Raw genomic sequence first — 25,799 nt, forward strand, 5'->3', positions numbered from 1 at the left:
CGTTGTCACAGGGCTTCAACCTTAGGATTTCTCCACCAGTTGCCTGTCAGCTAATGAGCGTCTTGGTACTTACTCAGATTGGACTTTCACCAATTAGCAATTAACGGCTTGCCTGGGCACGCAACAAAAAAAAAGACCCGGGCCGTGCCCCGGGTTGTGCTCAATCTCCAATTTCGCACAACCCTAGTATGTCCAAGTAACCGCCAAATATGCCTATACCCTTTCGCTCCTTTTTTCAATTGTAGGGGTAAACAACAGGATAAAAACAAAAACCCCTGGTGAGGGGTTTTTGTTTACATTGTATCAGGCTTACTTTTCTTTTTTGCTGTTCCCATTGATTGCATTTGGTCCATCAGTTTATCACGAGACTCTTTGTTTCTCATTAAATAAGCAGCGCCAAGCGCGACTGTCGTTAATAGCATCTTTTTCCTATCCATTTTATTACCCTCCTTAAATATGCATACATAAAAAACTTCCCCTTTACAGCTTTCCGTAAACATATAGGAAAAAAAATGAATTTCCATAACTGCTATAAATCTCCAGTATGTTTCCTATCAAATCGAAATCCGGAGTCAAGACAAAAAAATCCGGCTGCAGATGCAGCCGGCAAAAAGGGGGAAAATGAGAATGATTAGCTTACACTAAATCAAACTTGTTGCTTAGTACTCTTTTACCCGCATTGTCATAGGTAAAACCTAAATTATTATTTCAATTACATTACAATTTCACAACAGAGTTTACAGCCTCGACAACTTCCTCCACTGTACCCATTGATAAAGCTTTTGCTGCCAATTCTTCCATTTCAGACTTTTTAAGCTTTTTCATGAGTGAACGCGCACGCAAAATGGAGGTCGCGCTCATTGAAAATTCATCAAGGCCTAGCCCGACAAGCAGAGGAATAGCAGTCTCATCTCCGGCCATTTCGCCGCACATGCCTGCCCATTTCCCTTCAGCATGCGCTGCATCAATCACCATTTTGACAAGTCTTAAAATGGATGGATTATAAGGCTGATACAAATAGGAAACTTGTTCGTTCATCCTGGAGGCTGCCATTGTATACTGAATCATATCGTTTGTTCCAATACTGAAGAAATCCACTTCTTTTGCAAATTGATCTGCCAAAACGGCAGTGGAAGGAATCTCGACCATAATACCGACCTCGATTTTCTCGGCGATGGTGACCCCTTCAGCAAGGAGATTGGTTTTTTCTTCCTCTAACATTCCTTTTGCCTCGCGGAATTCATTTAAGGTTGCAATCATCGGGAACATGATTTTCAAGTTGCCATGGGAACTTGCCCTAAGTAATGCGCGAAGCTGCGTACGGAAGATATCCTTCTGGTCAAGGCATAAACGGATCGCCCTGTATCCAAGGAAAGGATTCATCTCCTTGGGCAGGTTTAAATAAGGGAGTTCCTTATCTCCTCCAATGTCTAGCGTCCGGACAACAACAGGCTTCCCTTCCATTCCTTCAAGGACAGCTTTGTATGCTTCAAACTGTTCATCTTCCGTTGGCATTTGGTCCCTGCCCATATAAAGGAACTCTGTACGGTAAAGGCCGACTGCCTCCGCGCCGTTTTCAAGCGCTCCTTTTAAATCCTTTGGCGTGCCGATATTGGCGCCAAGTTCAACTTCATGGCCATCCGCAGTAACCGTTTTTTCATTAACAAGCTTGGCCCATTCTGATTTTTGAGCTTCAAAATCATCTTTGACCTGCTCGTATGCCTTTACAAGTTCAGGAGTAGGATTAATATGTACCTCTCCCTTTAGGCCGTCAACAATGACGAGGTCACCATTTTGAATTTCTTCGGTTGCTTTCCTCGTACCGACTACAGCCGGAATTTCCATCGAACGCGCCATGATGGCAGAGTGGGACGTCCTGCCTCCAATATCGGTTGTGAAACCTTGTACAAATTGGCGGTTCAACTGAGCGGTATCAGATGGAGTAAGATCTTCCCCAACGATAATGACCTCTTCAGCAATCATGGACGGATTTGGCAGCTGAACGTTCAATAGCTTGGCCAGGACACGCTTTGTTACATCCCGGATATCCGCGGCCCGCTCCTTCATGTACTCATTATCCATCTGTTCGAACATCGAGATGAACATGCCGGCCGTTTCATCAAGGGCCACCTCGGCATTTACATTGTCTGTATTAATTCTATCTTCGATTGGAGAAACCAGTTCCGGATCGGAAAGCACAAGAAGATGAGCCTCGAATATCGCTGCTTTATCTTCCCCAAGTTCTTCCCTGGCCCGGTCGCGAATTTGCGCTAGTTCCCCTTTTGATTGTTCAAGTGCTGCTCGGAATCTCTCTATCTCGACATCAGCATTCTCGACAGATTGCTTTTTAAATGACAAATCGGGCTCAATCAGCCTATAGGCTTTTGCTATAGCGATGCCATTTGAAGCAGCAATACCCTGCAAAAAAGCCATTACTCTGCCAATCCTTCTTTCTTAAGTGTTTCTTCCAGTGTACGAAGCGCGTCTTCCGAATCGCTTCCTTCTGCGGAAATGGAAATCGTTGAGCCCTGTCCGATTCCAAGAGACATAACACCCATAATTGATTTCAGGTTTACTTTTTTGCCTTTATACTCAAGATTGATATCGGAATTGAACTTGCTTGCGGTTTGGACTAAAAGAGTAGCTGGCCTTGCATGAATTCCTGTGTCCGCAATCACTGTAAATTGTTTTTCTGCCATTAAAATCAAACTCCTTAAACGATATATTTGGGTTTCCGTCTTTCTTTATTCTTCCTGTTAACTTTATGAAAAAAACCGTCATAAAGCAAAGAAAACGGTTTTCCCTTAACCTCATTAACTTAACCAATTTCGGGACTTTAGTCAACTAAACTGAAAAATATTCGACTGTTAAACTATTCATTCTTTTTTAACTCTTTTTTTATTTCGGAAAGTTTTCATTTGTTCCTTAATGGCTTTGATTTCAGAGCGCGCATATTCAAGATTTTCCTCCTCAACCGGCATGGACCCGTAGCGGATTTCTCCGTATAATTCAGCCAGCCTTCGATTCGAATGAATACCGATTCTTTTCCACCACTCCTCCAGCGTCTCATAGGAGAGTCTTCCAACTCCTTTTTTACTAGCAAAGGTTTCAAGTTTATAAAATTCGAGCCGTAGCTTATTTTCTGGCGGCTGAGCTTTCCTTTTCTTTTGAGAGGAAGGAAGCCTTGTTCCCATGCTCGTTAACTGGGGAGATGGATTTGGACCCCGGACTGATTCAAAAACAGATTTCCTTTTATATAAGTATGCAAAAACAATAATGATTCCGAATGTAGCTAGTATTAGCAGGGAGGAATCAGTAAGTGGTGAGTAAGGTCCGGCTTGGCCTGCCTCACTTGCATCCGGCCCGACATTTAATCCGTCTTCTTTTAGGATCATCTGGGCGGACTGCTTAAGCATACTTCCTTCGAGCCACCTCATCAAAGGGGAAACCAACAGCCCAAGTCCCATAGCCGCGTTTTTGATGACAAAAAAGAAGAGTGCCTTGAAGTAGTCAAGCGTTAACGCAAGAAGCAGGCCCAATAAGACAAGAAGTCCAATTACTTTTCCAAAAAAGATGATAAATCCTGACTTTTGGCCGTTATTCTTACCAAGCTGGGAAAGATTATGAGCAAACCGGCCAATCATGACGAGCACTATTTCCAGGACAAACAGGAGAATCGTTATTTTTAGTACGCCACCATGTTTAACAGACGCCGAAATGGCCGCTGGCATGGCAACCAACATTGCGGCTGCCGCCAGCCGAACATCCCTGTCATCGCTATCATCATCCGAAAGAACAAGCCCCCTCCAAAAGATGACCATTCCCGCCAATATGGCATATAGCGGATTAAAACTGAAGTGCAGGGCCAAGGCCAGCAGTAAAGGAAGGACTAGCAATAAGAAAGCCGCCTTTGCTTTTCTGCCGAAGCGGGCCAAAAGCCAGGAATGAATCCAAAAGAAAAAGACGAGAATTGCAATGACGGCGAATACACCTTCCCGCATTTCCTTTGGCGGAAAGTAGGGATAAATAAGCAAAGCCGCAAAAAGGATTTCCAGAACAAAGAAATATACCTTTCTGATCATGAAGGAACCCTTCCTTCATCATCAAGCCGAAGAATGCCCAGGGTCGAGTGATGATTCTCTACCTTCAACTGATATAACGCAATGCCTCTCTTCTGCATTCCTCCGAATCTGCAATATGCCTGTTCTGTCATCTCTCCGCCATGTATAAGAGTTGGCAATAGATGCAAATGTTTTTCTACATACGACATCATCTTATCGTAGGGCAGCGTGGCATTCTCAGCACTTGCCAGGGCAAGTAATTCATATATTTTTTGGAGCTGTTCCCTTCCCTCCCCCGGTGGTACATAGTAAAAAGGAACATCCCCCGCATTCCGGATGTTCATGCACAACGATACAGGTATATGCCGGGAACATGCGAAATACACGAGGTCGGCCGAACTTTCAAGCAGTTCCTCAAGGTATGGTGAGGGTGAATGTCTTTCTGCTACATTAATACTAATCATCATCCCTTTTTCTGAAACCCGGTCAAAAAGTTTTGTCTGAAGTTTTCCAATCTTTGCACTAGCTTTCCAATGAATTCTGTAGAAACCGTCCTGAATGCTATATTCCCGTGTTCCTGCAGGCGAAAGTACATCTTCATAAAGTGAAAATGATGAAATTTGCGATCCAGGCCGATCAGTTATCATTTCCTTTTTCCCAGCAACCTGCATCCTTTTAGGATAAACGAGTACTTCCTGCGAAAGGGGTAGCTTGTACTCAAGAAGGGTGAACCCAAAACCGAACAAATTGGGAATCGTAAGTTCAAGCCTCCTTATTTTAGATAATCCCCTTTTCCTTGTAAGAAAGGGGATTGAGAGCTCTTTGGATTCACCTCTCATAATTGAAAAAGGAACGGTCACTTCATTTAATGTTTTTCCACTCGTTTTTCCGGCGGGCATTGGCTCAACAGCATTGTCAAAGATAACTTTTGCTTCTCCGTTTAGGATTGGCCAGCCATTATTCCTGAAAACCAATCTCCATTCCCCTCGCTCATCCACAAAGTATCTGTCTCGTTTTCTTTCCACTTCAACTTCCAGGCCTTCTCCCGCTCTCTTTTCATACAATTGATTGAATGTTATGGCAATGAAGGCAACTGATCCAGCAAAAAACAAAAACCTTTCATCCATGTAGAAGGAAAGCAGCATCAGGATCACAGAGGAGATCTGAATGGCGGCGATTTTCTTTTCAGTAAAAAGATGCCTTGTCCACGCCATTATCCGCCCCCCGTTTCAACTGGCACAGGGACAGATTCCAGTATTTCCTTCATAATGGCTTCGGATGTACGTGTCAAGGAACCCTCTGTTGTTAAATAAAGCCGATGAGCTAGCACAAATGGCGTAACCGCTTTTACATCATCCGGGACGACAAAGCTTCTACCCGCTACAAAAGCCTTTCCCTGTGCGGCTTTCATCATCGCAATCGTTGCCCGCGGACTTGCGCCAAGCTCAATTAGGGCGTGGTCTCTTGTTTTCCTGGCGAGCTCAAGAATATATGTTTCCACATCATGGCTGATTACGACCTGGGAAGCTTCCAATGCGAATTTTAGTAACTCCTCTTTCGTAACAACCTGGTCAATTTTAGGTGTCCCCATTCCATTTCGATGGATTTGCATAATTTTACGTTCTTCTTCAATTTCGGGATAAAGGGCCTGTAATTTAATAAAGAACCTGTCCATTTGGGCTACGGGAAGCGGGAATGTCCCTTGTTGGGACTCAACCGGATTTTGTGTGGCGATGACCATGAAAGGCTGCTCGATCGGAAGTGTATGGCCATCAATCGTGACTTGCTTTTCCTCCATCGCCTCAAGGAGACTCGACTGTGTTCTCGGGGTAGCCCGGTTTATTTCATCCGCGAGGACAATATTGGCCATGATCGGCCCTTGAAGCAATTCAAACTCCTGCTTTTTGGGATTAAAGAACTGGATGCCAGTGATATCACTTGGCAGAACATCGGGGGTAAATTGAATTCGCGAAAAACGGCCGCCAACAGCTTCGGAAAACTTTTTTGCCAGCATCGTCTTTCCTGTGCCAGGTACACTTTCCATTAGGACATGGCCATTAAAAAGAAGGGCGATAAACATCAATTCCACTTCTCGTTCTTTGCCGATTAAATGGTTGCTTACTTCTTTCTTTAGTTCATTCAGTATTTTTTTCGCTTCCATACATACAGCTCCCTTTTATGGACACTATTCCATTAGCTCCTATTCTTCATAAATCATTTTTTTCGTCATCCCGCCATCGATGATGATATTTTCTCCAGTTATGAAATCATTCAGGGGATCAGCAAGAAACAGGCACGTTCTGGCGATATCATGCGGCTTCCCTACCCGGCCGCTAACATGCTGCGAATGGTCAACCGCTGATAAATTTTCATAGTCGCCTGTTTCGATCCAGCCGGGGCTTATACAATTGACCGTTATTTGGTACGGGCCGAGTGTCCTTGCCAAGGCATGGGTCAATGCGACGATTCCGCCTTTGGAAGCCGAATACGCTTCAGTATGGGGTTCTGACATAAAGGCCCGGGTAGAGGCAATATTAATGATTGTACCGCCATTGTCCTTCATTATTCTTCCTGCCGCCTGCGAACAGAGAAAAACACTCCGGAGATTTGTATCGATGATTTCATCCCAAATTTCCGGAGTCATATCAAAAAAGCTGTGGAATTTTGATATCCCGGCATTGTTTACAAGAATATCAACTGTTCCGTATCGTGAGGCAGCTTCGGCAAATAAGTTCTGAATCCCCGATTCGTCCCTTATATCAGTAGGGATGAACAAGGCGCTGGCTTTTAACCCCAGCAATTCTTCCTCAAAACGCTTCCCGCTCCCCTTGTCAATGTCCCCAATAACTACATTAGCTCCTTCAGCGGCGAAACCTCTTGCTATTCCTTTTCCAATACCATTCCCCGCACCGGTAATGACCACCGTTTTCCCGATGAACCTTATGGCTGCCACTCTCCTTTTCCTATGTGAAAATCAAAACAGGCATCCAGTTTAAACTGGACGCCTTCTGCCTAACCTAATTTGTCATCGCAGTTGAATACGAAAACGATTCAACACTTTTCTTATAATGCAGGTTAATCAAATCGTCGAGTTCCCTGCTTTTTGTGAGAGTCTGGGTGCTTGTAATTCCAGTCTTGGTAGCTGTCAAAATCATTTCATTACGTTTGTTTTCAATTTTGCCCAGCAAGTTGTCCTGGTATAACAATCGTCCTTCACCTACGCTCTGCTAATAGTTTGAAAGTTATTTCCATTGTACACCCAGTAAAAAGAATTCACAATATTTTCACAAAAAATATTTCGTTTTCCTTAGGTTTAACTTCTTGGCTCTTTTTCATATTCATAAATTACTCCTCCGCCGCGCTGTGCTATACCGCGAAAGTGTTTGAAGTCATGTCGTTTTACAAGTACCTCTCTAAAAGGGAGGAAGTCTTCTTTTGTAACATAATACTCGGCAAGTTCCCCATTTTTAAGCTGTTCAAGAATTTCGTAAATCCCATTTTGATCAATCATATTTACCCACTCCCGTTGTTTTTCTATATATGAATGATAATTTAGCCAGCCAACTGTGTCCAGCCGTCAGCCAATAAAATGGATTTCAGGAAAATTTATGGATAGAAAGCCTTTACGTTTTCAGTAATTTAGTGCAAACTGTTATTAAAATCTGTATATCAGGTTGTTCCATCCTTATTGTCATATGCATTTTTCTTTCCAATTAAAGAGGGAAACTAAAGACAAGAGAAACCTATTACATTCAAATTAGGGATAAAAAGGAGAGAGACAGTTGAAGAGAGCAGAAGTAGGAAATGTCATTGAGTTCCGCGGGGGACTCCAAGGAATTGTAGAAAAGGTGAATGAAAACTCTGTGATTGTAGACTTGACTTATATGGATAACTACAGGGATCTTGAATTGGATCAGCGAACCGTTATTAATCATAAAAACTATAAAATTATTAAAGAAAATGCTAATTAAAAATCTAGTCGCCCTTGGTGGCAGTAAGTGAGAGGAAAGCAGCGACAGAGTCGCTGCTTCCTTATTTGAAAATGCTTTTCCCTGTTTCCCTTATTTGTCCCGACTCGTAAATGTTTATTCCTTGGGCTTCCATTTGTGCCGCTATCGCCATAGCATTCGCCACAGTCTCTGCTGGGATGGGAAACGATTTTTTCAGACTGTCAGGAAGGATTTTGGAAAAAGGTTTAACTGCCCATTCCGCCAGCTTTTCACCCAGCCTGAATTCTTTTCGACTACCGAGGAGAAGTGATGGCCTGAAGATATGGATCGCATCAAATGTCATTTTCTTCACTTCTTCTTCCATCTCACCTTTCACTCTATTATAAAAGAAGGCAGAGTTTGTATTTGCTCCCATAGAAGAAATAACCAGGAAGTTTTTAGCACCTTCAAACGAGCCAAGTTGGGCCGCTGCAACCGGCAGTTGAAAATCGACCTGCCTGAAAGCTTCCTTTGAACCCGCTTTTTTGATCGTCGTCCCCAGGCAGCAAAAGATGTCATCTACTTTAAATTCCTCCGCAACATCCTTTAGAGAATGCATATTTACGACCACATTCCTTACTTTTTTGCTGCCTATGCTAAATGGCCGCCGCCCGATAAGGGTAATTTGAGAGTAGTTTTCCTTTCTTTCTAATCTGTTTACCAGTTCGCCTCCAACAAGTCCAGTTGCGCCCAGAACCAACGCTGTCCTACCCATTCCTTCCCCTCCTTTCTTACACTATATCGATTAACCATTAATTTGACCATATTGGCTTTATACAAAGCATTATCGGGAATACTGGCAAATATGGTCTTTTTTTGATTGCCTGTATTTGCTACAATAGGTGGGATGCAAGAAAGGAGCAAACTGTTTCAATGGTATCCAAGAATTTTGACTATCGTCTTTTAGGCGGGTTTTTGCTGGCCCATTTTCTATTTTATTTTTCATTTCAGGATAGGCATATTTTCTGGTACATATTCCCTGCCAGCCTACTCGTGTTGACCATATGGGCAATTATGCAGGAAGAAGTGGATGACAGGGTCCCGTTTGTGAAATACATGACTGCGGGCATCGTATCAGGTTTTATTCTATTCGGTCTTTTCTATTTCGGAAAATACATGATCAATCTGTTCAATCTTCCTTTAACCGGGAGTATTGCAAAGCTTTATAGATGGTTTTCGCCGAAGGAATTTTGGCAGTATATTGCTTTAGTTCTTATTGCTGTTCCTGGAGAGGAATTGTTTTGGAGGGGATTTGTCCAGAAACGGATCCTCCGCCATACCGCTGTTCTGCCAAGTGTGCTTATATCATCAGCCATGTATGCTTCGGTCCATATTTACTCTTCTCAACCGATTCTTGTCTTTGCTGCTCTCGTATCTGGCGTCGTATGGGGCCTGCTGTATGCGTGGAAAAGAAGCCTGCCGCTCGTGATTGTGTCACATCTTATTTTCGACCTGATGATTTTCATTATTTCACCTCTAAACTAAAGGAGCCGCCGGAAATTCCGGCGGCTCTATTGTATTTCCGGCAAAGGTTTTGCCCATAACAGGACAAGAAAAACTAGGCTGACATAGCCAAAAAGCGGATAAAGGAATGAAAGGAGCGTCCCGTAATGGATTAGACTCGCAAAATAAGACACAGCGAAAATGCCAGTTGTAATCGTCATCGTGTTTAAAGGAATGATTTTCTTTATCTGCCTCTCGAGACCATATATATTGCCTATGACAGAAGTAAAAATTTCCGCATAGACGACTAAAATAAAGACCCAATGAAAACTGCTGGCTACTTTCCTCATCACTGCAGCCATTGGAATGTCGTACGTTTCAAGATTTGGAAGCATGATCATTGTCAGGTGGCTCGAAAGCAATATAATTGTCAAAGCTGCCCCTCCGAAGATGCCGCCCCATTTTATTGTCCAATCGTCCTTCACTTCCGCTGCCACCGGAACGAGGACCGCTTGCGAAAGACCGAGGTTAAACGCAATATACAAAAATGGCGAAAACGCTCCCTTCCAATACTCTCCAGTACCTTCCGTTCTAATGAAAGCCTCGGTAAATCCCGGCAGCGACACTGACAGCACCATTAAAAAGAGGCTGAACATAATCATCGCTGGGACGATCAAAGTGTTAACGGCAAAGAGAGCTTTAGTGCCAAAATACATCACAATGACCGAAAGGATAATGGTTAACATTACTCCGTAGTTTCTAGGGGTTCCAAGCTGTTCTTCGAAAACCGCTCCCGCTCCCGACATCATGACAGAAGTGACCCCGAGTAGCATTAGAAGCATTAAGATATTGATGATCCCCGAGGCGCGCTTTCCAAATAAAAACTCATTAAACCCTTGATACGTATCAACATTGATTCTAGCTGCCGTCCTCATTAATTTTGAGCCCATTGATATAAGAAGATATCCACTGACCAATATCCCTAAAAATCCTATAAATCCAAATCGGGAAAAGAATTCAACGATTTCCCTTCCTGTTGCAAAACCAGCCCCAACCACTGTGCCGACATAGACGGCCGCGATTTGGAAGGCTCCTGTCCAATTTCGTTTCACCGCACTCCCTCCTCTTAAACACTATATGGAAAACAGGACAAACCATGCTCAATTTTCACGAAGACTGCGATGTTAATTTTGTATTAATTGTTAAAAGGTGAAGAATTTTGCCACGCTTTAATTTGGTAATATTTTCATTAAACAAAATACTTGAAAGTCAAAGAAGGTCAGAGTATACTGGTTTCATGAAGGTCAAAGATAGTCAAAGGCAAACTGAACCTTCAATTACTTTATAAGGAGGCAGAACGTATGCTTTGCCAAATATGTAACCAATCACATGCAAATGTACAATTGAAATTAATGGTGAACGGCATAAAAAAAGATTTGATGCTTTGCCAGGATTGCTTCAATAAAGAAAGAAAGACAATGGCTAGCACTTTCGGACCGTCTGCCGGATTCCCTTCTTCATTTTTTAATCAACATAATCAATTTCCTTTTGGCCAAATGGAGTTTCCTGGCCAGGACAATGAAACAATAAATGAACCTGTTCAGAAAAAAGGCGGCAATGGCTTTTTTGACCAATATGGCCGCAATTTGACCCAAATTGCAAAAGCAGGCATCATTGATCCCGTTATCGGGCGCGATGAGGAAGTCCAAAGAGTCATTGAGATCTTAAATCGCCGGAACAAAAACAATCCAGTCCTAATTGGAGAGCCTGGGGTTGGTAAGACAGCCATCGCAGAAGGTCTCGCGTTAAAAATCACTGATGGCGATGTTCCAGCAAAACTGGCCAATAAGGAAGTATATTTGTTGGATGTTGCTTCCCTCGTTGCTAATACAGGCATCAGGGGCCAGTTTGAAGAACGGATGAAGCAAATGATTTCCGAGCTTCAAAAAAAGAAAAATATTATTCTATTTATTGATGAAATCCATCTACTAGTTGGTGCGGGATCTGCTGAAGGATCAATGGATGCAGGAAACATCCTGAAACCTGCTCTTGCCCGCGGTGAACTCCAGGTCATCGGTGCTACAACATTGAAGGAATATCGCCAGATTGAAAAGGATGCCGCATTGGAACGGAGGTTCCAGCCAATCCATGTTCATGAACCGTCACCAGAAGCGGCAATTGAAATTTTGAAAGGCATTCAATCAAAGTATGAGGATTTCCACGGAGTAAATTATTCTGAGGAAGCCATTCAGGCATGTGTCCAATTATCGCACCGCTACATTCAGGACCGCTTTCTCCCTGACAAAGCCATTGATTTGCTCGATGAGGCAGGTTCGAAATTGAATCTTGCTTCCGGCGGGGGTTCTTCAAAAGAAGACATTGAGGAACAACTAAAGAGGATTGCTTCGGAAAAAGAAGCGGTCTTGAAGGCTGAAGATTACGAAAAAGCTGCGGAGCTCCGCGATGAGGAAGCTAAGCTGGAAAAAATGCTTAACGACTCCGAGCCATCTAGCCGCCCGGACGTGAAAGTGAAGCATATCCAGGAAATCATTGAGAAGAAGACAGGCATCCCTGTCGGAAAACTGCAGGAGGATGAACAGCACAAACTAAAGAATCTTGAAGAATCGCTTAATCAAAAGGTTATCGGCCAAGCTGAAGCTGTCAAAAAAGTGGCAAAAGCAATCCGCCGTAGCCGCGCCGGCTTGAAAGCGAAAAAGCGGCCAATCGGATCATTCCTATTTGCAGGTCCTACAGGTGTTGGTAAAACCGAGTTGACAAAGAGGCTTGCAGAAGAGCTGTTCGGTTCTAAGGACGCAATGATTAGGCTTGACATGAGTGAATATATGGAAAAGCATAGCGTTTCCAAGCTTATCGGTTCGCCTCCCGGCTATGTTGGCCACGAGGAAGCCGGACAGCTGACCGAACAGGTCCGCCGCAATCCTTATTCGATTATTCTGCTCGATGAGATTGAAAAGGCTCATCCGGATGTGCAGCACATGTTCCTTCAAATTATGGAAGACGGACGCTTGACTGACAGCCAAGGCCGTACAGTAAGCTTTAAAGATACCGTTATTATCATGACAACAAACGCTGGCGCTGGTGCAAACCGAATCCATGTTGGGTTTAATAGCAACAGTTCCGCTGAAACTGGATTGCTGGACTCCCTTGGCAGCTTTTTCAAGCCAGAATTTTTAAACAGGTTCGACAACATCATTGAATTTGGACAGCTTGAAAAAGAACATCTTCTGGATATTGTTAGCTTGATGATAGAAGAACTTCAGGAAGCTCTATCAGAACAAGGGCTGGCACTTTCCATCAGTGCGGATGTAAAGGAAAAACTGGCTGAACTCGGCTATCATCCTGCCTTCGGCGCGCGTCCGCTTCGCCGCGTCATCCAGGAACAGCTTGAAGACAAGATTGCTGATTTAATCCTTGACCATCCAGAAATAAAAGTGATTGAAGCAGTCATTGAAGAAAATGAACTCACTGTTCGGGAGAAAGTGGCGTTAGTCCAGTTTCATTCATAATCAATCACCATAAAAACCCGGATCGCCTACATAGGTGACCCGGGTTTTTATACATAAATTACAGTTTTTTATCATCGATTGAATCAAGGTAGTCTTCAATTACACCTACAACCGATTCAACGCAGCCTTCCTCGAACGGAGAAATAAGGCCTGCTTCTTTGACAAGACCGGTGAAAGACTTGCTGCCTCCTAGACTGCACAGGTGCTCATAATCCTTCCAGGCCCCTTCCCTGTCTTCCCTAGACCTCTTCCAGAATTGGAACGCGCAAATCTGGGCTAGTGTATAGTCAATATAATAGAACGGCGAGTTATAAATATGCCCCTGCCTTTGCCAGAAACCGCCTCCATTCAAGTAATCATTTTCCTCATAATCCTTGTGCGGCTGGTATTTCTTTTCAATCTCCCTCCACTTAGCTTTTCTATCAGCTGGTGATGCCTCAGGATTCTCATACACCCAATGCTGGAATTCATCGACAGAAACGCCGTACGGCAAGAACAGAAGTGCACTGCTTAGGTGCTGGAACTTGTATTTATCTGTGTCTTCCTTGAAAAACAAGTCCATCCATGGCCAGGTGAAAAACTCCATGCTCATAGAATGAATCTCACAAGCTTCATAAGTAGGCCAATAGTATTCCGGGATTTCAAAATGGCGGCTTGAATAAACTTGGAAAGCATGGCCTGCTTCATGGGTAAGGACATCGATATCCCCTGACGTGCCATTAAAATTGGAAAAAATAAACGGAGCCCGGTATTCTTCAATGTAGGTGCAATATCCGCCGGACGCTTTGCCCTTTTTGGCAACGAGGTCCATTAAATCATTTTCTCTCATAAATTTGAAAAACTCGCCTGTTTCGTTTGAAAGCTCGTCATACATTTTCTGCCCGTTTTCAATAATCCATTCAGGGCTTCCTTTTGGTGCAGGGTTTCCTGTTGTAAAGCTGAAAGCTTCATCATAATAATACAGCTTGTCCACACCTATTCTTTCTTGCTGGCGCCCTTTAAGTTTGGTTGCGATCGGCACAATAAATTCTTCCACCTGTTTCCTAAATCCCGCTACCATCTGGGCGTTATAATCGGTTCGGAACATCCGGTAATAACCAAGTTCAACGAAATTCTCATAACCAAGTTCCCGGGCAATTTCAGTTCGGACCTTGACTAGATCATCATATATCCTGTCAAATTGCTCTTCGTTGCTGCTGAAAAAGCCGAACTTAGCTTCACTGGCGCGCTTCCTCGTATCCCGGTCGACCGATTCGATGAATGCATCCAGCTGTGCGAGGGTTCGTTCCTCCCCTTCAAACTCAATTTTTGCCGAGGCAACGAGCTTCGTATATTCCGATACAAGTTTATTTTCTTTTTGCAAAAGCGGGACAATTTCCGGTTTAAATGTTTTCAGCTGCCCTTCTGCAAGGTCAAAAAGCTGCCGTCCCCACTTCTTTTCCAGTTCTTTCCGGAATTTGGACCCGGCAAGCGACCTGTAGTACTCTGTAATCAAGCCTTCCATTTCAGGGCCGATTTCATCGAAGTAATCTTGTTCGGCTTTATAAAATTCATCATTCGTATCGATCGTGTGCCGAATGGAAACAAGTGTGGACATTGTTCCGAGATGGTTGCGTAAAGCGTTAATCTCATCCATTGCTTTCTCTTGTTCTTCATCGCTTCCAGCAGAATTGAACTTTTCCAGAGCAGATTCGAATTTCTTCTTTGCCTCTTCAAGATTCGGTCTGTCATATGTATAGTCCTTAAATTTCAATTGATTCCCCTTCTCTCTTAATGAATTCTATGGTGTTTTCGACATCTTGCCTCTATTATCCTCCAATTTTAAAGGTATTATTAAAATTTTGCAAAAACTTTCTCGGGAAATCGGATTCAGAAACAGGAAAAGCGGCTTGCTTTGGCCGCTTTTCCCTACATAGCATTAATGATATTTTAGATCCTTCTATACTTCTTTAATATTTTCCAGAGGGGAGCCCGAGTTTTTTCAGGAGTCGGATTGCTTCGTCCCTTTCTGTATCAGTGAGACGGGACATCAGTTCGTGAATGTTCTTCTCATGTTCCGGGAAAACATTTTCAATGAAAGCTTTCCCTTTATCAGTAATGTGTGCATACGTTACGCGGCGGTCGCTAGGGCAGGCAACCCTTTGGAGGAATTCCTTTTGCTCGAGCTTATCGACCACATATGTAATGCTTCCGCTCGCAATCAGGATTTTCCCGCCAATTTGCTGCAGCGGCTGGTCGCCTTTATGGTACAGAAGTTCCAAAACTGCAAATTCAGTCGGGTTAAGGCCATTCTCTTGAATGAGCTTATTGACTTGTTCATTAATGGCCTTATAAGCCCTTGACAGCACAATATAAAGCTTTAAAGATTGAGTAATAGCGTCTCTTTCCATATAAATCAGATCCTTTATAGGTTAATGGATTAATCTCGAATTCAAGATAATTATATAAAACGAGACAGGTGATGTCAATTGAGTTTGAGCCGAATGTCAACTTTCGGAACAAGGAATTGCATCTTTTAAAGGTTTTTGATCAAAAAGAAGTAAAAAGAACGCTCCTACAAGATAAATCCTGTAAGATGAAATGGAACAAAGCAACGAAAAAGGAGTTTTCATCATGAGCCAACAGACAGCATTACTTCAAAAACCAGTTCCTTTAGCCCAATCAACTACCTATAAAATCCTCTATGTGATTGGCATTTGCCACTTGCTGAATGATGCCATTCAGGCGGTTGTCCCCGCGATGTTTCCAATTATTGAGAAGTCCCTTGACCTAAGTTTCACCCAGCTTGGCTTCATCGCTTTTGCCCTAAATATGATTTCATCTGTTATGCAGCCGGCTGTTGGCTTGATGACAGACAAAAAGCCGATGCCATATGCCCTTCCCATGGGACTCAGCGCTTCTATGGCAGGCGTATTGGGACTGGCTTTCGCACCAAATTTTGGATTGATTATCTTGTCGGTTCTTTTCATCGGAATTGGCTCGGCCATCTTCCATCCGGAAGGCTCCCGCGTTGCCTATCTCGCGGCCGGCCCGAGACGAGGGCTGGCACAATCAATCTACCAGGTCGGCGGGAATTCCGGCCAAGCTTTAGCACCGCTGATTACAGCACTTGTACTCGTTCCATTTGGCCAGAGAGGAGCGGCATTCTTTTCGCTTGTTGCTGCGGCTGCCGTAGGCCTGCTCATTTATATCGCCCGCTGGTACACCGAAAAGCTTGCTATAGAAAAAAAGGCAGTCATTAGGCAAAAACGCTCAGCTCCCAAACGAAGCTCCTTAGCAAAAAGGGTCGTGCCGGCAATAATATTTGTTCTTCTATTAATTTTCGCTAGATCCTGGTATATTTCCGGCATCACGAGCTTCTATGCCTTTTTCGCCATTAAGGAATATTCATTTTCCATCCAGCACTCTCAATACCTTTTGTTTGCATTCCTCGTTGCGGGAGCGGCTGGAACTTTTTTCGGAGGCCCGCTTGCGGACCGTTTCGGCAAAAAGACCATCATTGCTGTTTCAATGTTGGCTGCTGTGCCGTTTTCAGCCATCGTTCCTTTTTTGCCGCCTGCAGCGGCGCTCGCATGCCTTGTCCTGAACGGCTTCATTCTCATGACAAGCTTTTCAGTGACAGTTGTATATGCGCAGGAACTTGTGCCAGGAAAAATTGGCCTCATGTCAGGACTTACTGTCGGGCTGGCTTTTGGCATGGGGGCGATCGGCTCAGTCGGCCTTGGGCTTATCGCCGATTTGATAGGATTAAAGAAAATGATTATCGGCGTAGGGTTTGTTCCTCTATTGGGTTTATGCGCCCTATTTCTTCCTTCGGACAAAACAGTAGAACAATGGAATATGAAAAATGCATAAAAACAAGGCATGGCCGTTTAGCTTGGCTATGCCTTGTTTTTGTGTTGTAAACCCCATTATCATTTCCTGCTTAGATTTCCCGGATCCTCCGGTGAAGTTCCGCTTTTTCTTCTTCTGACAGCATTCTTTGCGCCATTGGAAAGAGGACATTTTCTTCTTTTGCAAAATGCTCGGTCAATGTATAGTAAGCCTCTTTTATCATAGCAGCCAGTTCCCTGATTTCAGCTTCGGAAAATTCCGCACTTTCCTCTGCCGTACGCGTCAGATAAGTACCGATCAGGGTTTTGGCCCGGTCATGCTCGTATTCCATGACCGCAATCGGCCCAGAGTGACGTCCTATATATTCGCCCATCATTTCGAACAGGACACCCTCTTCACGGTCAGAGTGCGGACCAAGATCAGCGATAAAGCTCCGTGTTCTGTCAGTCAGTTCCTTAAAGCTTTCTATTATGTTTTCTTCGTTTTCAATTTTCACAACTGTTGACAACAGGCCGTCAAGTTGAGAAAGCAAAGGCGGATGTTCTTCCTTTAATTGCTTCAGCCCCGCACACAATTCAATTGTCCCCATTCCTCCGAAAGCACTCATGCAACCACTCATCTTCATTACCCCTTCCAAAATAGTGTTATTTGCATTAAGTATATGAGACTGCACAAGAACAAGTTGTGATGTCCATCACTAGCCATGGAATTGTCAAACATTCATGTTTGCGCTTGCAAAATTCGCAAAATTTTAACATTTGGTTGAGTATTATGCTCGTATTATTTCATATAATTTAGTTAGAACGTTATTAAGGGAGGGTCAATCATTGAATTTTCCATATTACAGAGACTTTTATCCTAAAATTATCATGCCAATTGGAATGAAAGACACAGCTATTTTGCAAAACTCCCCTCTTGCCGAAAACGGAGCCACGCACTGGCTGATTGCATTGCAAGGTGACCACGATGGACTTCCGGCAGGCTGCTGCAGTTGGAAGGTAATGGTTTTCACATCTGATCCTGAAGGTTCTTTCAATTGGGAACAGCCTTATTTTGCATCACCGGTTATGGAATCAATTGAATCCGCGATTGAACTGGCGCAACAATGCGAATTATTCGGCAAAAATGATGAACTTTGCTCGATTGAATTAGATAAAAAAATCAGCTAATCCTCCTTCCTCTTTGCTTCTTCTTTTTGCCTCTTCTTGTGAATTCCCGTACATATCGTGTGAATAGTGTTAAACTCCTGATGCAATCCAATCCAGTAGCGTGAACAACCAGCAACAAAATCGCATAGCAACCCCTTATGCGACATGAAAGCTGCTCTTTAAGGGAATCAAGTCGCATAGCGACCTCTTATGCGACTTGAAAGCTGCTCTTTGAGGGAATCGAGTCGCATAGCGACCCCTTATGCGACATGAAGGCTCATCTTTGAAGGAACAACGTCGCATAGCGACCTCTTATGCGACGTGAAAGCTGCTCTATGAGGGAATCGAGTCGCATAGCGACCTCTTATGCGACATGAAGGCTCATCTTTAAAGGAACAACGTCGCATAGAGACCTCTTATGCGACATGAAGGCTCATCTTTGAAGGAACAACGTCGCATAGCGACCTCTTATGCGACGTGAAAGCTGCTCTATGAAGCAAAAAAAAGCTGTCCGCAAAGGCAGACAGCTTTTTTGACAATGATTACTGGCGGCAGTCTAGGCCAGCCTAAACACGATGCCGTGCCCGCCTTTCGGATACTCCCACTTGATGTTCTGGTATGGACAGCCAATACGGCAGCTGCCGCATTCATGGCATCCCTCATAGCCTACCTGCATCCTTGATCCTTCCCATTTATAGACCTCGGCCGGGCAGAAAACCGTGCAGATCTTATCCGGGCATTTTGTCGCGCAAATATCATGGTCGAGAACGGTTAAATGGGATTTCGTGTCACACCTGAAGCGAAGGAGATATTGTTTTTCTTCCAATGTAGTGCTTGACATTATTTCACCGCCTTCCATGCACGATAGACATCCTGAAGTACCTTAAGCGTACCGCGCTCGCTTGTAATGCTCTTCATGATTTCCTTCTGTTTATCGCGTTTAGGAGTTCCGTCAACAGTAAAGAATTTGCTCATCGCCTGATTCATCATTGGCACATATTCTTTGAAGTACTGCGGGTATTTTTCAAACGTATGGGCAGCATCCTTATACTTCTCAAGATCTTTCATAATAAAGCTGCCATAAAGTGCTTCACGGTAGCTGTTCAGGCTGGCCGCGCTGAAGTTATTGCGCGCTTTCGCCTGGACAATCGTCTCGGCAGCAAGCTTCCCTGAATGCATTGCCATGTTCGAGCCTTCACGATGGATGGCGTTGACAAGCTGGGCCGCATCCCCAACAACGAGAACCCCGTTTCCGGCAACTTTCGGAACTGATCTAAAGCCACCTTCAGGTATCAAATGGGCGAGATATTCGGCTGATTCTCCCCCCTCAATCATCGGCCGAACCATAGGGTGCGACTTTAAATAGTCGAGCAAATCATATGGTTTTAATTTCGCTTTAATCATGCTGGACAAAGTTGTGCCAACCCCGATGTTCAGGCTGTCCTTATTCGTATACAGGAAAGCCGTTCCCAAGTTTCCTTTTGTGGAATCCCCGAAAATTTCAATTGTGCAGCCTTGATTCCCTTCAAGGCTGAAGCGATCATTGATTTTTTCTTTTGGAAGGTTGATCACTTCCATGACTGTTAGGGCTACCTCATCCGGGCGGAATTCCTTGTGGAAACCAAGCTGTTTTCCAAGAAGTGAGTTAACTCCGTCGGCAAGGACGACAACATCCGCATATACATCCCCATCCGGCCTGTCGGTTCTGACTCCGACTACTTTTCCATTTTCGACGATGCATTCTGTTACAACTGTTTCATTAATTAGAAGGGCTCCCTGTTCGACCGCTTTTTTTGCAAACCACTGGTCGAACTGAGCTCTTAGAACCGTGAAATTGTTATAAGGCTCCGTAGCCCACTCCAATCCTTTATAGCCAAAGGAAACGACCGATTCTTTATCCATCATCCAAAATCTTTGTTCAACGACCGGCCGCTCAAGCGGGGCTTCTTTCCAGAACTCAGGAATCAGTTCCTCCATTTGTTTTCTGTAAAGGACGCCGCCCATGACGTTTTTACTGCCTGGATATTCCCCTCTTTCAATCAGCAGCACATTCAAACCATTTTTTGCACATTCGAAAGCACAGGCTGTTCCTGCCGGGCCGGCGCCGACCACGATCACGTCAAATTTTTCAGGCATAGCTGATTTCACCACCCTTTTCGCTGAGGATTTTCTTAAATTGTTCTGTCAGTTTTGGAACGATTTCAAGTGCATCCCCAACGATTCCATAAGTAGCGACATCAAATATAGGCGCATTCGGATCTTTGTTGATCGCAATGATGATTTCGGAATTTTTCATGCCAACAACATGCTGGATGGCCCCGGATAAGGCTATGGCAAAATAAATTTTAGGGGTTACCGTCTCGCCGGTCTGACCGATCTGCAGCTCATGCGGAAGCCAGCCCGCCTCTACCACATCCCTCGTTCCGCCAACCGTCGCACCTATTGCGTCAGCAAGGTCGTAAAGCATTTGGAAGTTTTGCAGGTCCCCCATCCCCTTGCCGCCGCACACAATCACATGTGCATCGGCCAGGTTTGCCTTATTTGTAATGTCTTTCACAATTTTAAGCACTTTTGTACGCATATCATCTTCTGATAAGGCAATCTTTTCTTCAATAATCCGTCCTTGTCTGCTGCTGTCTGGCTCAAGCGCCTTCATGACCTTTGGCCTTACAGTCGCCATTTGCGGGCGGTGCTTTTTGCACAGGATGGTCGCCATGATATTACCGCCGAACGCAGGGCGGCTTGCTTCAAAGAGCCTATTTTCAAGGTCGATGTCAAGCATTGTCGTGTCCGCGGTCAAACCCGTATTCAAGTCAGTGGCAACTGCGCTCGCCAAGTCTTTTCCATTCGGTGTGGCACCATACAAGAAAATCTCCGGCTTATATTTTTCCGCCAGCATGATGACACCCCTCATAAATGATTCTGTCCGGTAATGCTTCATAACAGGGTGGTCAATCACATATACTTCATCAGCGCCGTGAGCAATCACTTTGGAAGCAAGGGCTTTTACGCCGTCTCCCATCAACACTCCCGCTAACGGAACTTCAAGCTTCTCGGCAAGCTGTCGCCCAGCACCTAGCAATTCAAGGGAAACGCCTTCAATAACCCCATCCGTTTCCTCTATAAAAACCCAAACCCCTCTGTATTCATCTAAGTTCATCTGTATCCTCCTATTCCCTGTGCCGATTGGTTTAGTTTGCAGTTTTAGGAATGAAAAGCTCTTTTTTCTCCATCAATAGAGCAATCAGTTCACTGACTTGTTCATCAGAAGCGCCTTCAAGCCGTTTCCCGCCTTCAGGTTTCGGAGGAGAAAACATTTTGCCTACAATCGTCGGCGAACCTTTTAGTCCGAGCTGAGTGCGATCCACATTTTCAAAATCACTGACGGCCCAAATCACAGGCTCATACCTGGCCGCTTTAATCATATTCGGCAGTGGTGAATACTCTATTTCATTGATTTCTTTTTCAACTGTGAGAAGACAAGGCAGCTGGGCCTGAATTAGTTCATGTCCGCTTGTCTGTTTTCTCTTCAGCAAAATTGTTTTTTCCTTCAGATTGACTTCAGGAACATCGATTACATTCGTGACCGGCGGGATATCAAGCCGCCTCGCAATGCCAGGTCCGACCTGTCCGGTGTCCCCATCAATGGCATGCTTACCGCAAATGACTAAATCAATTGGCTGTTCCTTACTGATTTTCTCAAGCGCTTTCGACAGCGCATAGCTGGTAGCCAGTGTATCCGCCCCGGCAAAAGCTCGATCCGAAATTAAATATCCCCTGTCGGCGCCAATCTCAATACTCCTCTTAATCACAGCCGTGGCTTGCGGAGGACCCATCGAGAGAACTGAAATCGTTCCCCCTGTCAACTTCCTGATTTTCACTGCTTCCTGGACGGCATGGGCGTCATATGGGTTCAGGATGGCCGGCGCGCTTCGGCGGTCAAGTGTATTTGTTTTCGGGTTAATTTTGATAATTTTTGTATCTGGCACTTGTTTGACGCAAACTACAATATGCATGTACTACCTTCCCCTCTGTTTGAATTTCTTGTAAGCGCTTCCCTTCTTGCTCAGAAAAATGCTATGTATTACGATATATGTGACGTAATACACGTATAGTACTAAGAGGTTACTAACATAGCTGTTAATTCTACTATAAAAAATATACAGATATAGACAATGATATTAATCACAGAAGCTGCCGTAATCATAAAATATTTTTACTAAATATGAAGAAAAGGGATTCGCCGCGAAATCCGACGAATCCCTTTTTCTTTTTTTCCTTACATACTAGCCTGAACGGGAGCAGCTCCATTAAAGATATACGCTCTCATTTTCATGGGTGAATAGTATTTCTTGAGCTTTCTGTTTACTATCCTTAAATTGGAATTCATTGCTGCTCGTCCTGCTTTTTGATAAGCGACAATCAATTCATCGAGTTCTTGGCTGTACCGGACCGTACTTTCGCTCGTTAGACCGGTTTCGTTTGCTGAATCAATCATTAATTTTCGCTTTGCCTGTATTTCTATTAAGATTCCTTCAGGCTCCCAGCTGTACATCCTCATGTTTAAATGGCCTCCATTTAATACCCTATTTCCTATTTCAATATATTTACATCGTATTGGAAAACTGCTTGAAATTGCATTATGCCAGTCTTTTTGTCCAAAGTAAATAGATTCGCAAAACTAGACAAAGGATGTCAAACTTCCTCTTTTAACGACATCGGGAAAGATGGGGGCCTGCCAAAAAATTCACTAAAATCAAAACGAAAAAGCCGGAACTTTGAACTATGCCTTTGCCCACATTTCTTCCGGATTTAGTTCGTAGACCCCATTTTCCCTGTACATGTAATGATTGATGATAAATTCACGGCGGATTGTTGCAAAATCATCATGGAACTTTTTAATAAACTCATTAATTTCTTTTTCTTCATATTTTCTTCCCTTTGTCAGCCCTCTTATCATATGCTCTAAAACATAGAGTTTCTTTTTCCGCTGAGCAGGTATGTTCTTCAATTTCCCTTCGGCGGTAATGAAATTGTTGATCACCTTCTGCTTTTCCAGGCTTAACCGATCCATTTCGTCCAGTTCCTCCCCTTTCTTTTCCAAAAAATGCGTCAACACCTTCGCATGCTGTTTCAGTACAGTTTCATTCAAATGAAAATAGATTGTATTCTTTTCTCTCCGCTCATATACAACATGCACATCCCTCAGCTTTTTTAAATGGTGTGTAATTGTCGGCGGAGTCAGTCCGAGCTTACCGGCAATTGCCTGGCCATGAAGCGGTCCTCTTGCCAAGAGGGCTACAACCCGTAGCCGGGTCGGGTCTCCCATCGCTTTATAAAAAGAAACAAGCCTATTTAATTGCATCAAAATCCACCATCCAATTCGATATATATCTAATTAGATATATACCAAACCCAAAAATGAAAGTCAATATCTTCGAAGAACAAAAAAAGCAGAGCACCAAGGCCCTGCTTAAATTAGTCTTAACCTGTTTATGTCGACTACAGCATCGGATGTTCGTGCTTAGCCTTCAACCTCTGCCAGCGATTTTCAATTTCTGTTTCAAAATCCGCCAGCAACTCTTTGTTTTCTTCTTTCAAAAGATGCTTGGACTTGCCCATGTATTTTAGCCATTCAGAAGCTGGAATCCGCTTGTTTCTCGCTTCCGGATCGTACGTAATTGTCGTGACGCCCTGTTCAATCTCATAGAGCGGGAAGAAACAGGAGTTGACTGCCGCCTCCATAATCGTGCTTCCGTACCGATCTTCCGATTTCCAGTTCAGCGGGCAGGTAATTAAAATTTTCCCATAGACTGTGCCAACGTTTTGCGCGTACCATTGTGCTTTGGCGCCTTTTTTGACCAAATCCTGCGGAAAAGCTTCTGTGCCTGTGAACACATAAGGAATATTCGCAGCAGCCATCAACTGCGCGGTGTCTTTATGATGGAAACCTTTTCCCTGTTGTGTTTTCCCAACACTGGTTGTGCTTGTCATATGGCCCATTGGCGTAGAATAGGACATCTGTGAGCCTGTATTCATATAGCCTTCATTGTCATACTCCACAATGATGAGCTTATGGCCGCGCAACGCAGTGCCGATTGCAGAGCCCATCCCGATGTCCATGCCGCCGTCGCCAGTAATCATCACAAACGTTACATCGTCGGCAACTTCAATTTCACCGCGTTTTTGCAGCTCGAAGAAAGCCTCGACAGTACCCGACAAAGTTGCTGCCCCGTTCTGGAACAGGTTATGGATCATCGTCTGCTTGTGCGAGCTGTATGGATACGCAGTTGTCGTGACATACGCGCAGCCTGTCTGATAAAGGACAACGATGTCGCCCTCAATTCCTTTGAAGAATAACTCAAGTCCCGGGAATATCCCGCATCCGGGGCATGCGCCGTGTCCGGAACCGAGTCGCTTCGGCTTGGTTGCCAGTGCACGGAGCGGCGGTATTTTTACTTTCAGCTTCCCGGTCTCTTTATCCATTTTCACATCAATCAGACCGGATTTATAGGTCTCGCCGTGTTGCGGTTCAATGACCGGCTTAAGTGCCTTCTCAGGGTTTCCGGGAACAATTCCATAATAATCGAATGGCTTGTCTGCGAAGCCCTTTGCCATTGCATCCATCGCCATCCCAAAAAACGCTTCGGCATCATCAGCATAAAAATCTTTCCCTCCGAGGCCAAAAACCCTGCTCAAGACGATTGTCTTATTTTCATGGTCTTCTTGCAATGCCGATCTAACTTCGTGTGTCAGATTTGGACCGTGCGCTCCGTATGAATCCGCCCGCTCGCCAACCAGTAGCGCCTTCACATTCTTAAGGGCCTCGCGGATTTCTTTTGCCGGAAATGGACGGATGATGTTCGGCGAAATAACGCCTGCTTTTATCCCTTTGGATCTGAGCCTGTCTACTACGTCCTTCGCAGACTCGGCAGCTGAATTCAACAGGAACAAAGCGACATCCGCATCTTCCATTTTATATAGATCCAACACCGGATACTCCCTGCCGGAAAGCTTAGCGTAATCAGCAGCAACTTCCCGGAACACTTCACCGGCGGCATAAATGGCTTCTGATTGTTGAAAATGGTTATTCATCAGATCGTCGCCATTCATATGGGCGCCAATGGTAACAGGCTTTTTAGGATCCCTTGCAAAATGATAATCAGTCGGGCATTCGCCGACAAATTTCTGAACGTCAGCGCGGTCTTTGAAATATTCAACCCGGCGCTTTTGATGCGAGGTGAAAAAACCGTCATAGGCTACAATGACCGGCAGGCGGACTTTTGCATGCTCCGCTATTTTCAACGCCATAATATTCATATCATAAACAGCCTGCGGTGTCCTCGCAGTCAAAATGACCCAGCCAGTATTCAGTGCGTAATACAAGTCAGAATGGTCGCCACGGATATCAAGAGGTCCGCTGACAGCCCTTGTAACTAGATTCATGACCATCGGAAAACGGGTTCCGGCCTGAACAGGAAGCTGCTCAATCATATAAAGAAGCCCGTTTGCACTTGTTGCATTGAAAACGCGCGCGCCAGTGACTGCCGCCCCGTAGCAAATTCCAGCGGATCCATGTTCCCCGTCAGCAGGAATCAGCTTGATATCATGCTCGCCTCTTGCTTTCATCATATCCAGATACTGGGCAACTTCCGTTGAGGGTGTAATTGGAAAATAACCCATGATGTGATAATTGATCTGTGCCGCTGCCATGGCGGCCATTTCATTGCCTGATTCAAACGTCAGCACTTGTTCCGCTTTTGCGATTTCGTTCAATTGTTCCTCTAACATGGCCAT

General features: G+C 44.3%; 26 protein-coding genes. 5 read left to right on the forward strand and 21 right to left on the reverse strand.

What is annotated here, in order from left to right; all coding sequences use genetic code 11:
* Positions 1–293 precede the first annotated feature (293 nt).
* The 9 genes from D1B31_RS24675 to D1B31_RS22260 all read right to left on the reverse strand — a co-directional run bounded on the left by D1B31_RS24675 (position 294) and on the right by D1B31_RS22260 (position 7,572).
* Complete coding sequence (locus D1B31_RS24675) at positions 294–437, reverse strand: hypothetical protein (RefSeq protein WP_192894817.1); 144 nt, start codon at positions 435–437, stop codon at positions 294–296.
* Between the two features lie 280 nt (positions 438–717).
* Positions 718–2,433 carry a phosphoenolpyruvate--protein phosphotransferase gene (gene ptsP / locus D1B31_RS22225; RefSeq protein WP_118924624.1) on the reverse strand — a complete coding sequence of 572 codons (1,716 nt, stop codon included), beginning with the start codon at positions 2,431–2,433 and terminating at the stop codon, positions 718–720.
* Complete coding sequence (locus tag D1B31_RS22230; RefSeq protein WP_118924626.1) at positions 2,433–2,699, reverse strand: phosphocarrier protein HPr; 267 nt, start codon at positions 2,697–2,699, stop codon at positions 2,433–2,435. Before D1B31_RS22230 ends, ptsP begins: the two co-directional genes overlap by 1 nt.
* A 177-nt stretch (positions 2,700–2,876) precedes the next feature.
* The gene (locus tag D1B31_RS22235; protein WP_118924628.1) at positions 2,877–4,082 is read right to left on the reverse strand and encodes a hypothetical protein; all 1,206 of its coding nucleotides are present in this window, start codon (positions 4,080–4,082) and stop codon (positions 2,877–2,879) included.
* On the reverse strand, positions 4,079–5,275 hold the full coding sequence (locus tag D1B31_RS22240) for a DUF58 domain-containing protein (RefSeq protein ID WP_118924630.1): 1,197 nt from the start codon (positions 5,273–5,275) through the stop codon (positions 4,079–4,081). Before D1B31_RS22240 ends, D1B31_RS22235 begins: the two co-directional genes overlap by 4 nt.
* Entirely contained in the window at positions 5,275–6,222 is a 948-nt protein-coding gene (locus tag D1B31_RS22245; protein ID WP_118924632.1) for an AAA family ATPase, read from the reverse strand. The genes D1B31_RS22240 and D1B31_RS22245 overlap by 1 nt, the downstream gene beginning before the upstream one ends.
* A 39-nt stretch (positions 6,223–6,261) precedes the next feature.
* Complete coding sequence (locus tag D1B31_RS22250) at positions 6,262–7,005, reverse strand: SDR family NAD(P)-dependent oxidoreductase (RefSeq protein WP_118924690.1); 744 nt, start codon at positions 7,003–7,005, stop codon at positions 6,262–6,264.
* Between the two features lie 73 nt (positions 7,006–7,078).
* A complete protein-coding gene (locus D1B31_RS22255) occupies positions 7,079–7,267 on the reverse strand; it encodes an aspartyl-phosphate phosphatase Spo0E family protein (protein ID WP_240035393.1) in 189 nt (62 codons plus the stop codon).
* Between the two features lie 107 nt (positions 7,268–7,374).
* Positions 7,375–7,572 (reverse strand): hypothetical protein, encoded by a 198-nt coding sequence (locus D1B31_RS22260; RefSeq protein ID WP_118924634.1) that lies wholly within the window; start codon positions 7,570–7,572, stop codon positions 7,375–7,377.
* A gap of 271 nt (positions 7,573–7,843) precedes the next feature.
* On the opposite strand from D1B31_RS22260, the gene D1B31_RS22265 reads away from it, so the two are divergent.
* The gene (locus D1B31_RS22265; RefSeq protein WP_118924636.1) at positions 7,844–8,032 is read left to right on the forward strand and encodes a YkvS family protein; all 189 of its coding nucleotides are present in this window, start codon (positions 7,844–7,846) and stop codon (positions 8,030–8,032) included.
* A gap of 61 nt (positions 8,033–8,093) precedes the next feature.
* Here the strand turns inward: D1B31_RS22265 and D1B31_RS22270 are convergent, their stop codons facing one another.
* Entirely contained in the window at positions 8,094–8,765 is a 672-nt protein-coding gene (locus tag D1B31_RS22270) for an oxidoreductase (RefSeq protein ID WP_118924638.1), read from the reverse strand.
* Between the two features lie 158 nt (positions 8,766–8,923).
* Here D1B31_RS22270 and D1B31_RS22275 point away from each other — a divergent pair, with 158 nt between their 5' ends.
* Positions 8,924–9,535 (forward strand): CPBP family intramembrane glutamic endopeptidase, encoded by a 612-nt coding sequence (locus D1B31_RS22275; protein ID WP_118924640.1) that lies wholly within the window; start codon positions 8,924–8,926, stop codon positions 9,533–9,535.
* 26 nt (positions 9,536–9,561) lie between these two features.
* Here the strand turns inward: D1B31_RS22275 and D1B31_RS22280 are convergent, their stop codons facing one another.
* On the reverse strand, positions 9,562–10,605 hold the full coding sequence (locus D1B31_RS22280) for a YkvI family membrane protein (RefSeq protein ID WP_118924642.1): 1,044 nt from the start codon (positions 10,603–10,605) through the stop codon (positions 9,562–9,564).
* Between the two features lie 249 nt (positions 10,606–10,854).
* Between D1B31_RS22280 and D1B31_RS22285 the strand changes: the two genes are divergently transcribed.
* Positions 10,855–13,020, forward strand: coding sequence for an ATP-dependent Clp protease ATP-binding subunit (locus tag D1B31_RS22285; protein ID WP_118924645.1), 2,166 nt, complete (start codon positions 10,855–10,857; stop codon positions 13,018–13,020).
* 58 nt (positions 13,021–13,078) lie between these two features.
* Here the strand turns inward: D1B31_RS22285 and D1B31_RS22290 are convergent, their stop codons facing one another.
* A complete protein-coding gene (locus tag D1B31_RS22290; protein WP_118924647.1) occupies positions 13,079–14,773 on the reverse strand; it encodes a M3 family oligoendopeptidase in 1,695 nt (564 codons plus the stop codon).
* A gap of 196 nt (positions 14,774–14,969) precedes the next feature.
* Positions 14,970–15,410: a MarR family winged helix-turn-helix transcriptional regulator gene (locus D1B31_RS22295; protein ID WP_118924649.1), complete on the reverse strand. Its 441-nt coding sequence runs from the start codon at positions 15,408–15,410 to the stop codon at positions 14,970–14,972.
* A gap of 223 nt (positions 15,411–15,633) precedes the next feature.
* Between D1B31_RS22295 and D1B31_RS22300 the strand changes: the two genes are divergently transcribed.
* Positions 15,634–16,875, forward strand: coding sequence for an MFS transporter (locus tag D1B31_RS22300; protein WP_118924651.1), 1,242 nt, complete (start codon positions 15,634–15,636; stop codon positions 16,873–16,875).
* A 70-nt stretch (positions 16,876–16,945) separates the two neighbouring features.
* On the opposite strand, the gene D1B31_RS22305 is transcribed toward D1B31_RS22300, so the two are convergent.
* Positions 16,946–17,473 carry a hemerythrin domain-containing protein gene (locus D1B31_RS22305; protein WP_240035394.1) on the reverse strand — a complete coding sequence of 176 codons (528 nt, stop codon included), beginning with the start codon at positions 17,471–17,473 and terminating at the stop codon, positions 16,946–16,948.
* Between the two features lie 208 nt (positions 17,474–17,681).
* Here D1B31_RS22305 and D1B31_RS22310 point away from each other — a divergent pair, with 208 nt between their 5' ends.
* The gene (locus D1B31_RS22310; protein WP_118924653.1) at positions 17,682–18,023 is read left to right on the forward strand and encodes a hypothetical protein; all 342 of its coding nucleotides are present in this window, start codon (positions 17,682–17,684) and stop codon (positions 18,021–18,023) included.
* Between the two features lie 535 nt (positions 18,024–18,558).
* On the opposite strand, the gene D1B31_RS22315 is transcribed toward D1B31_RS22310, so the two are convergent.
* The 7 genes from D1B31_RS22315 to D1B31_RS22345 all read right to left on the reverse strand — a co-directional run bounded on the left by D1B31_RS22315 (position 18,559) and on the right by D1B31_RS22345 (position 25,799).
* A complete protein-coding gene (locus tag D1B31_RS22315) occupies positions 18,559–18,843 on the reverse strand; it encodes a ferredoxin family protein (protein ID WP_118924696.1) in 285 nt (94 codons plus the stop codon).
* Positions 18,843–20,138 carry an FAD-dependent oxidoreductase gene (locus D1B31_RS22320; protein WP_118924655.1) on the reverse strand — a complete coding sequence of 432 codons (1,296 nt, stop codon included), beginning with the start codon at positions 20,136–20,138 and terminating at the stop codon, positions 18,843–18,845. The genes D1B31_RS22315 and D1B31_RS22320 overlap by 1 nt, the downstream gene beginning before the upstream one ends.
* A complete protein-coding gene (locus D1B31_RS22325; RefSeq protein WP_118924657.1) occupies positions 20,131–21,162 on the reverse strand; it encodes an electron transfer flavoprotein subunit alpha/FixB family protein in 1,032 nt (343 codons plus the stop codon). Before D1B31_RS22325 ends, D1B31_RS22320 begins: the two co-directional genes overlap by 8 nt.
* A 31-nt stretch (positions 21,163–21,193) precedes the next feature.
* The gene (locus D1B31_RS22330) at positions 21,194–22,018 is read right to left on the reverse strand and encodes an electron transfer flavoprotein subunit beta/FixA family protein (protein WP_118924660.1); all 825 of its coding nucleotides are present in this window, start codon (positions 22,016–22,018) and stop codon (positions 21,194–21,196) included.
* A gap of 263 nt (positions 22,019–22,281) precedes the next feature.
* Positions 22,282–22,563 carry an aspartyl-phosphate phosphatase Spo0E family protein gene (locus tag D1B31_RS22335; RefSeq protein WP_240035395.1) on the reverse strand — a complete coding sequence of 94 codons (282 nt, stop codon included), beginning with the start codon at positions 22,561–22,563 and terminating at the stop codon, positions 22,282–22,284.
* A 222-nt stretch (positions 22,564–22,785) separates the two neighbouring features.
* Positions 22,786–23,367: a DUF2087 domain-containing protein gene (locus D1B31_RS22340; protein WP_118924662.1), complete on the reverse strand. Its 582-nt coding sequence runs from the start codon at positions 23,365–23,367 to the stop codon at positions 22,786–22,788.
* A gap of 137 nt (positions 23,368–23,504) precedes the next feature.
* Positions 23,505–25,799 carry a thiamine pyrophosphate-dependent enzyme gene (locus D1B31_RS22345; protein WP_118924664.1) on the reverse strand — a complete coding sequence of 765 codons (2,295 nt, stop codon included), beginning with the start codon at positions 25,797–25,799 and terminating at the stop codon, positions 23,505–23,507.

The sequence above is a fragment of the Neobacillus notoginsengisoli genome (assembly GCF_003515685.1).
In the GTDB taxonomy this organism is placed as follows: Bacteria; Bacillota; Bacilli; order Bacillales; family Cytobacillaceae; genus Bacillus_D; species Bacillus_D notoginsengisoli.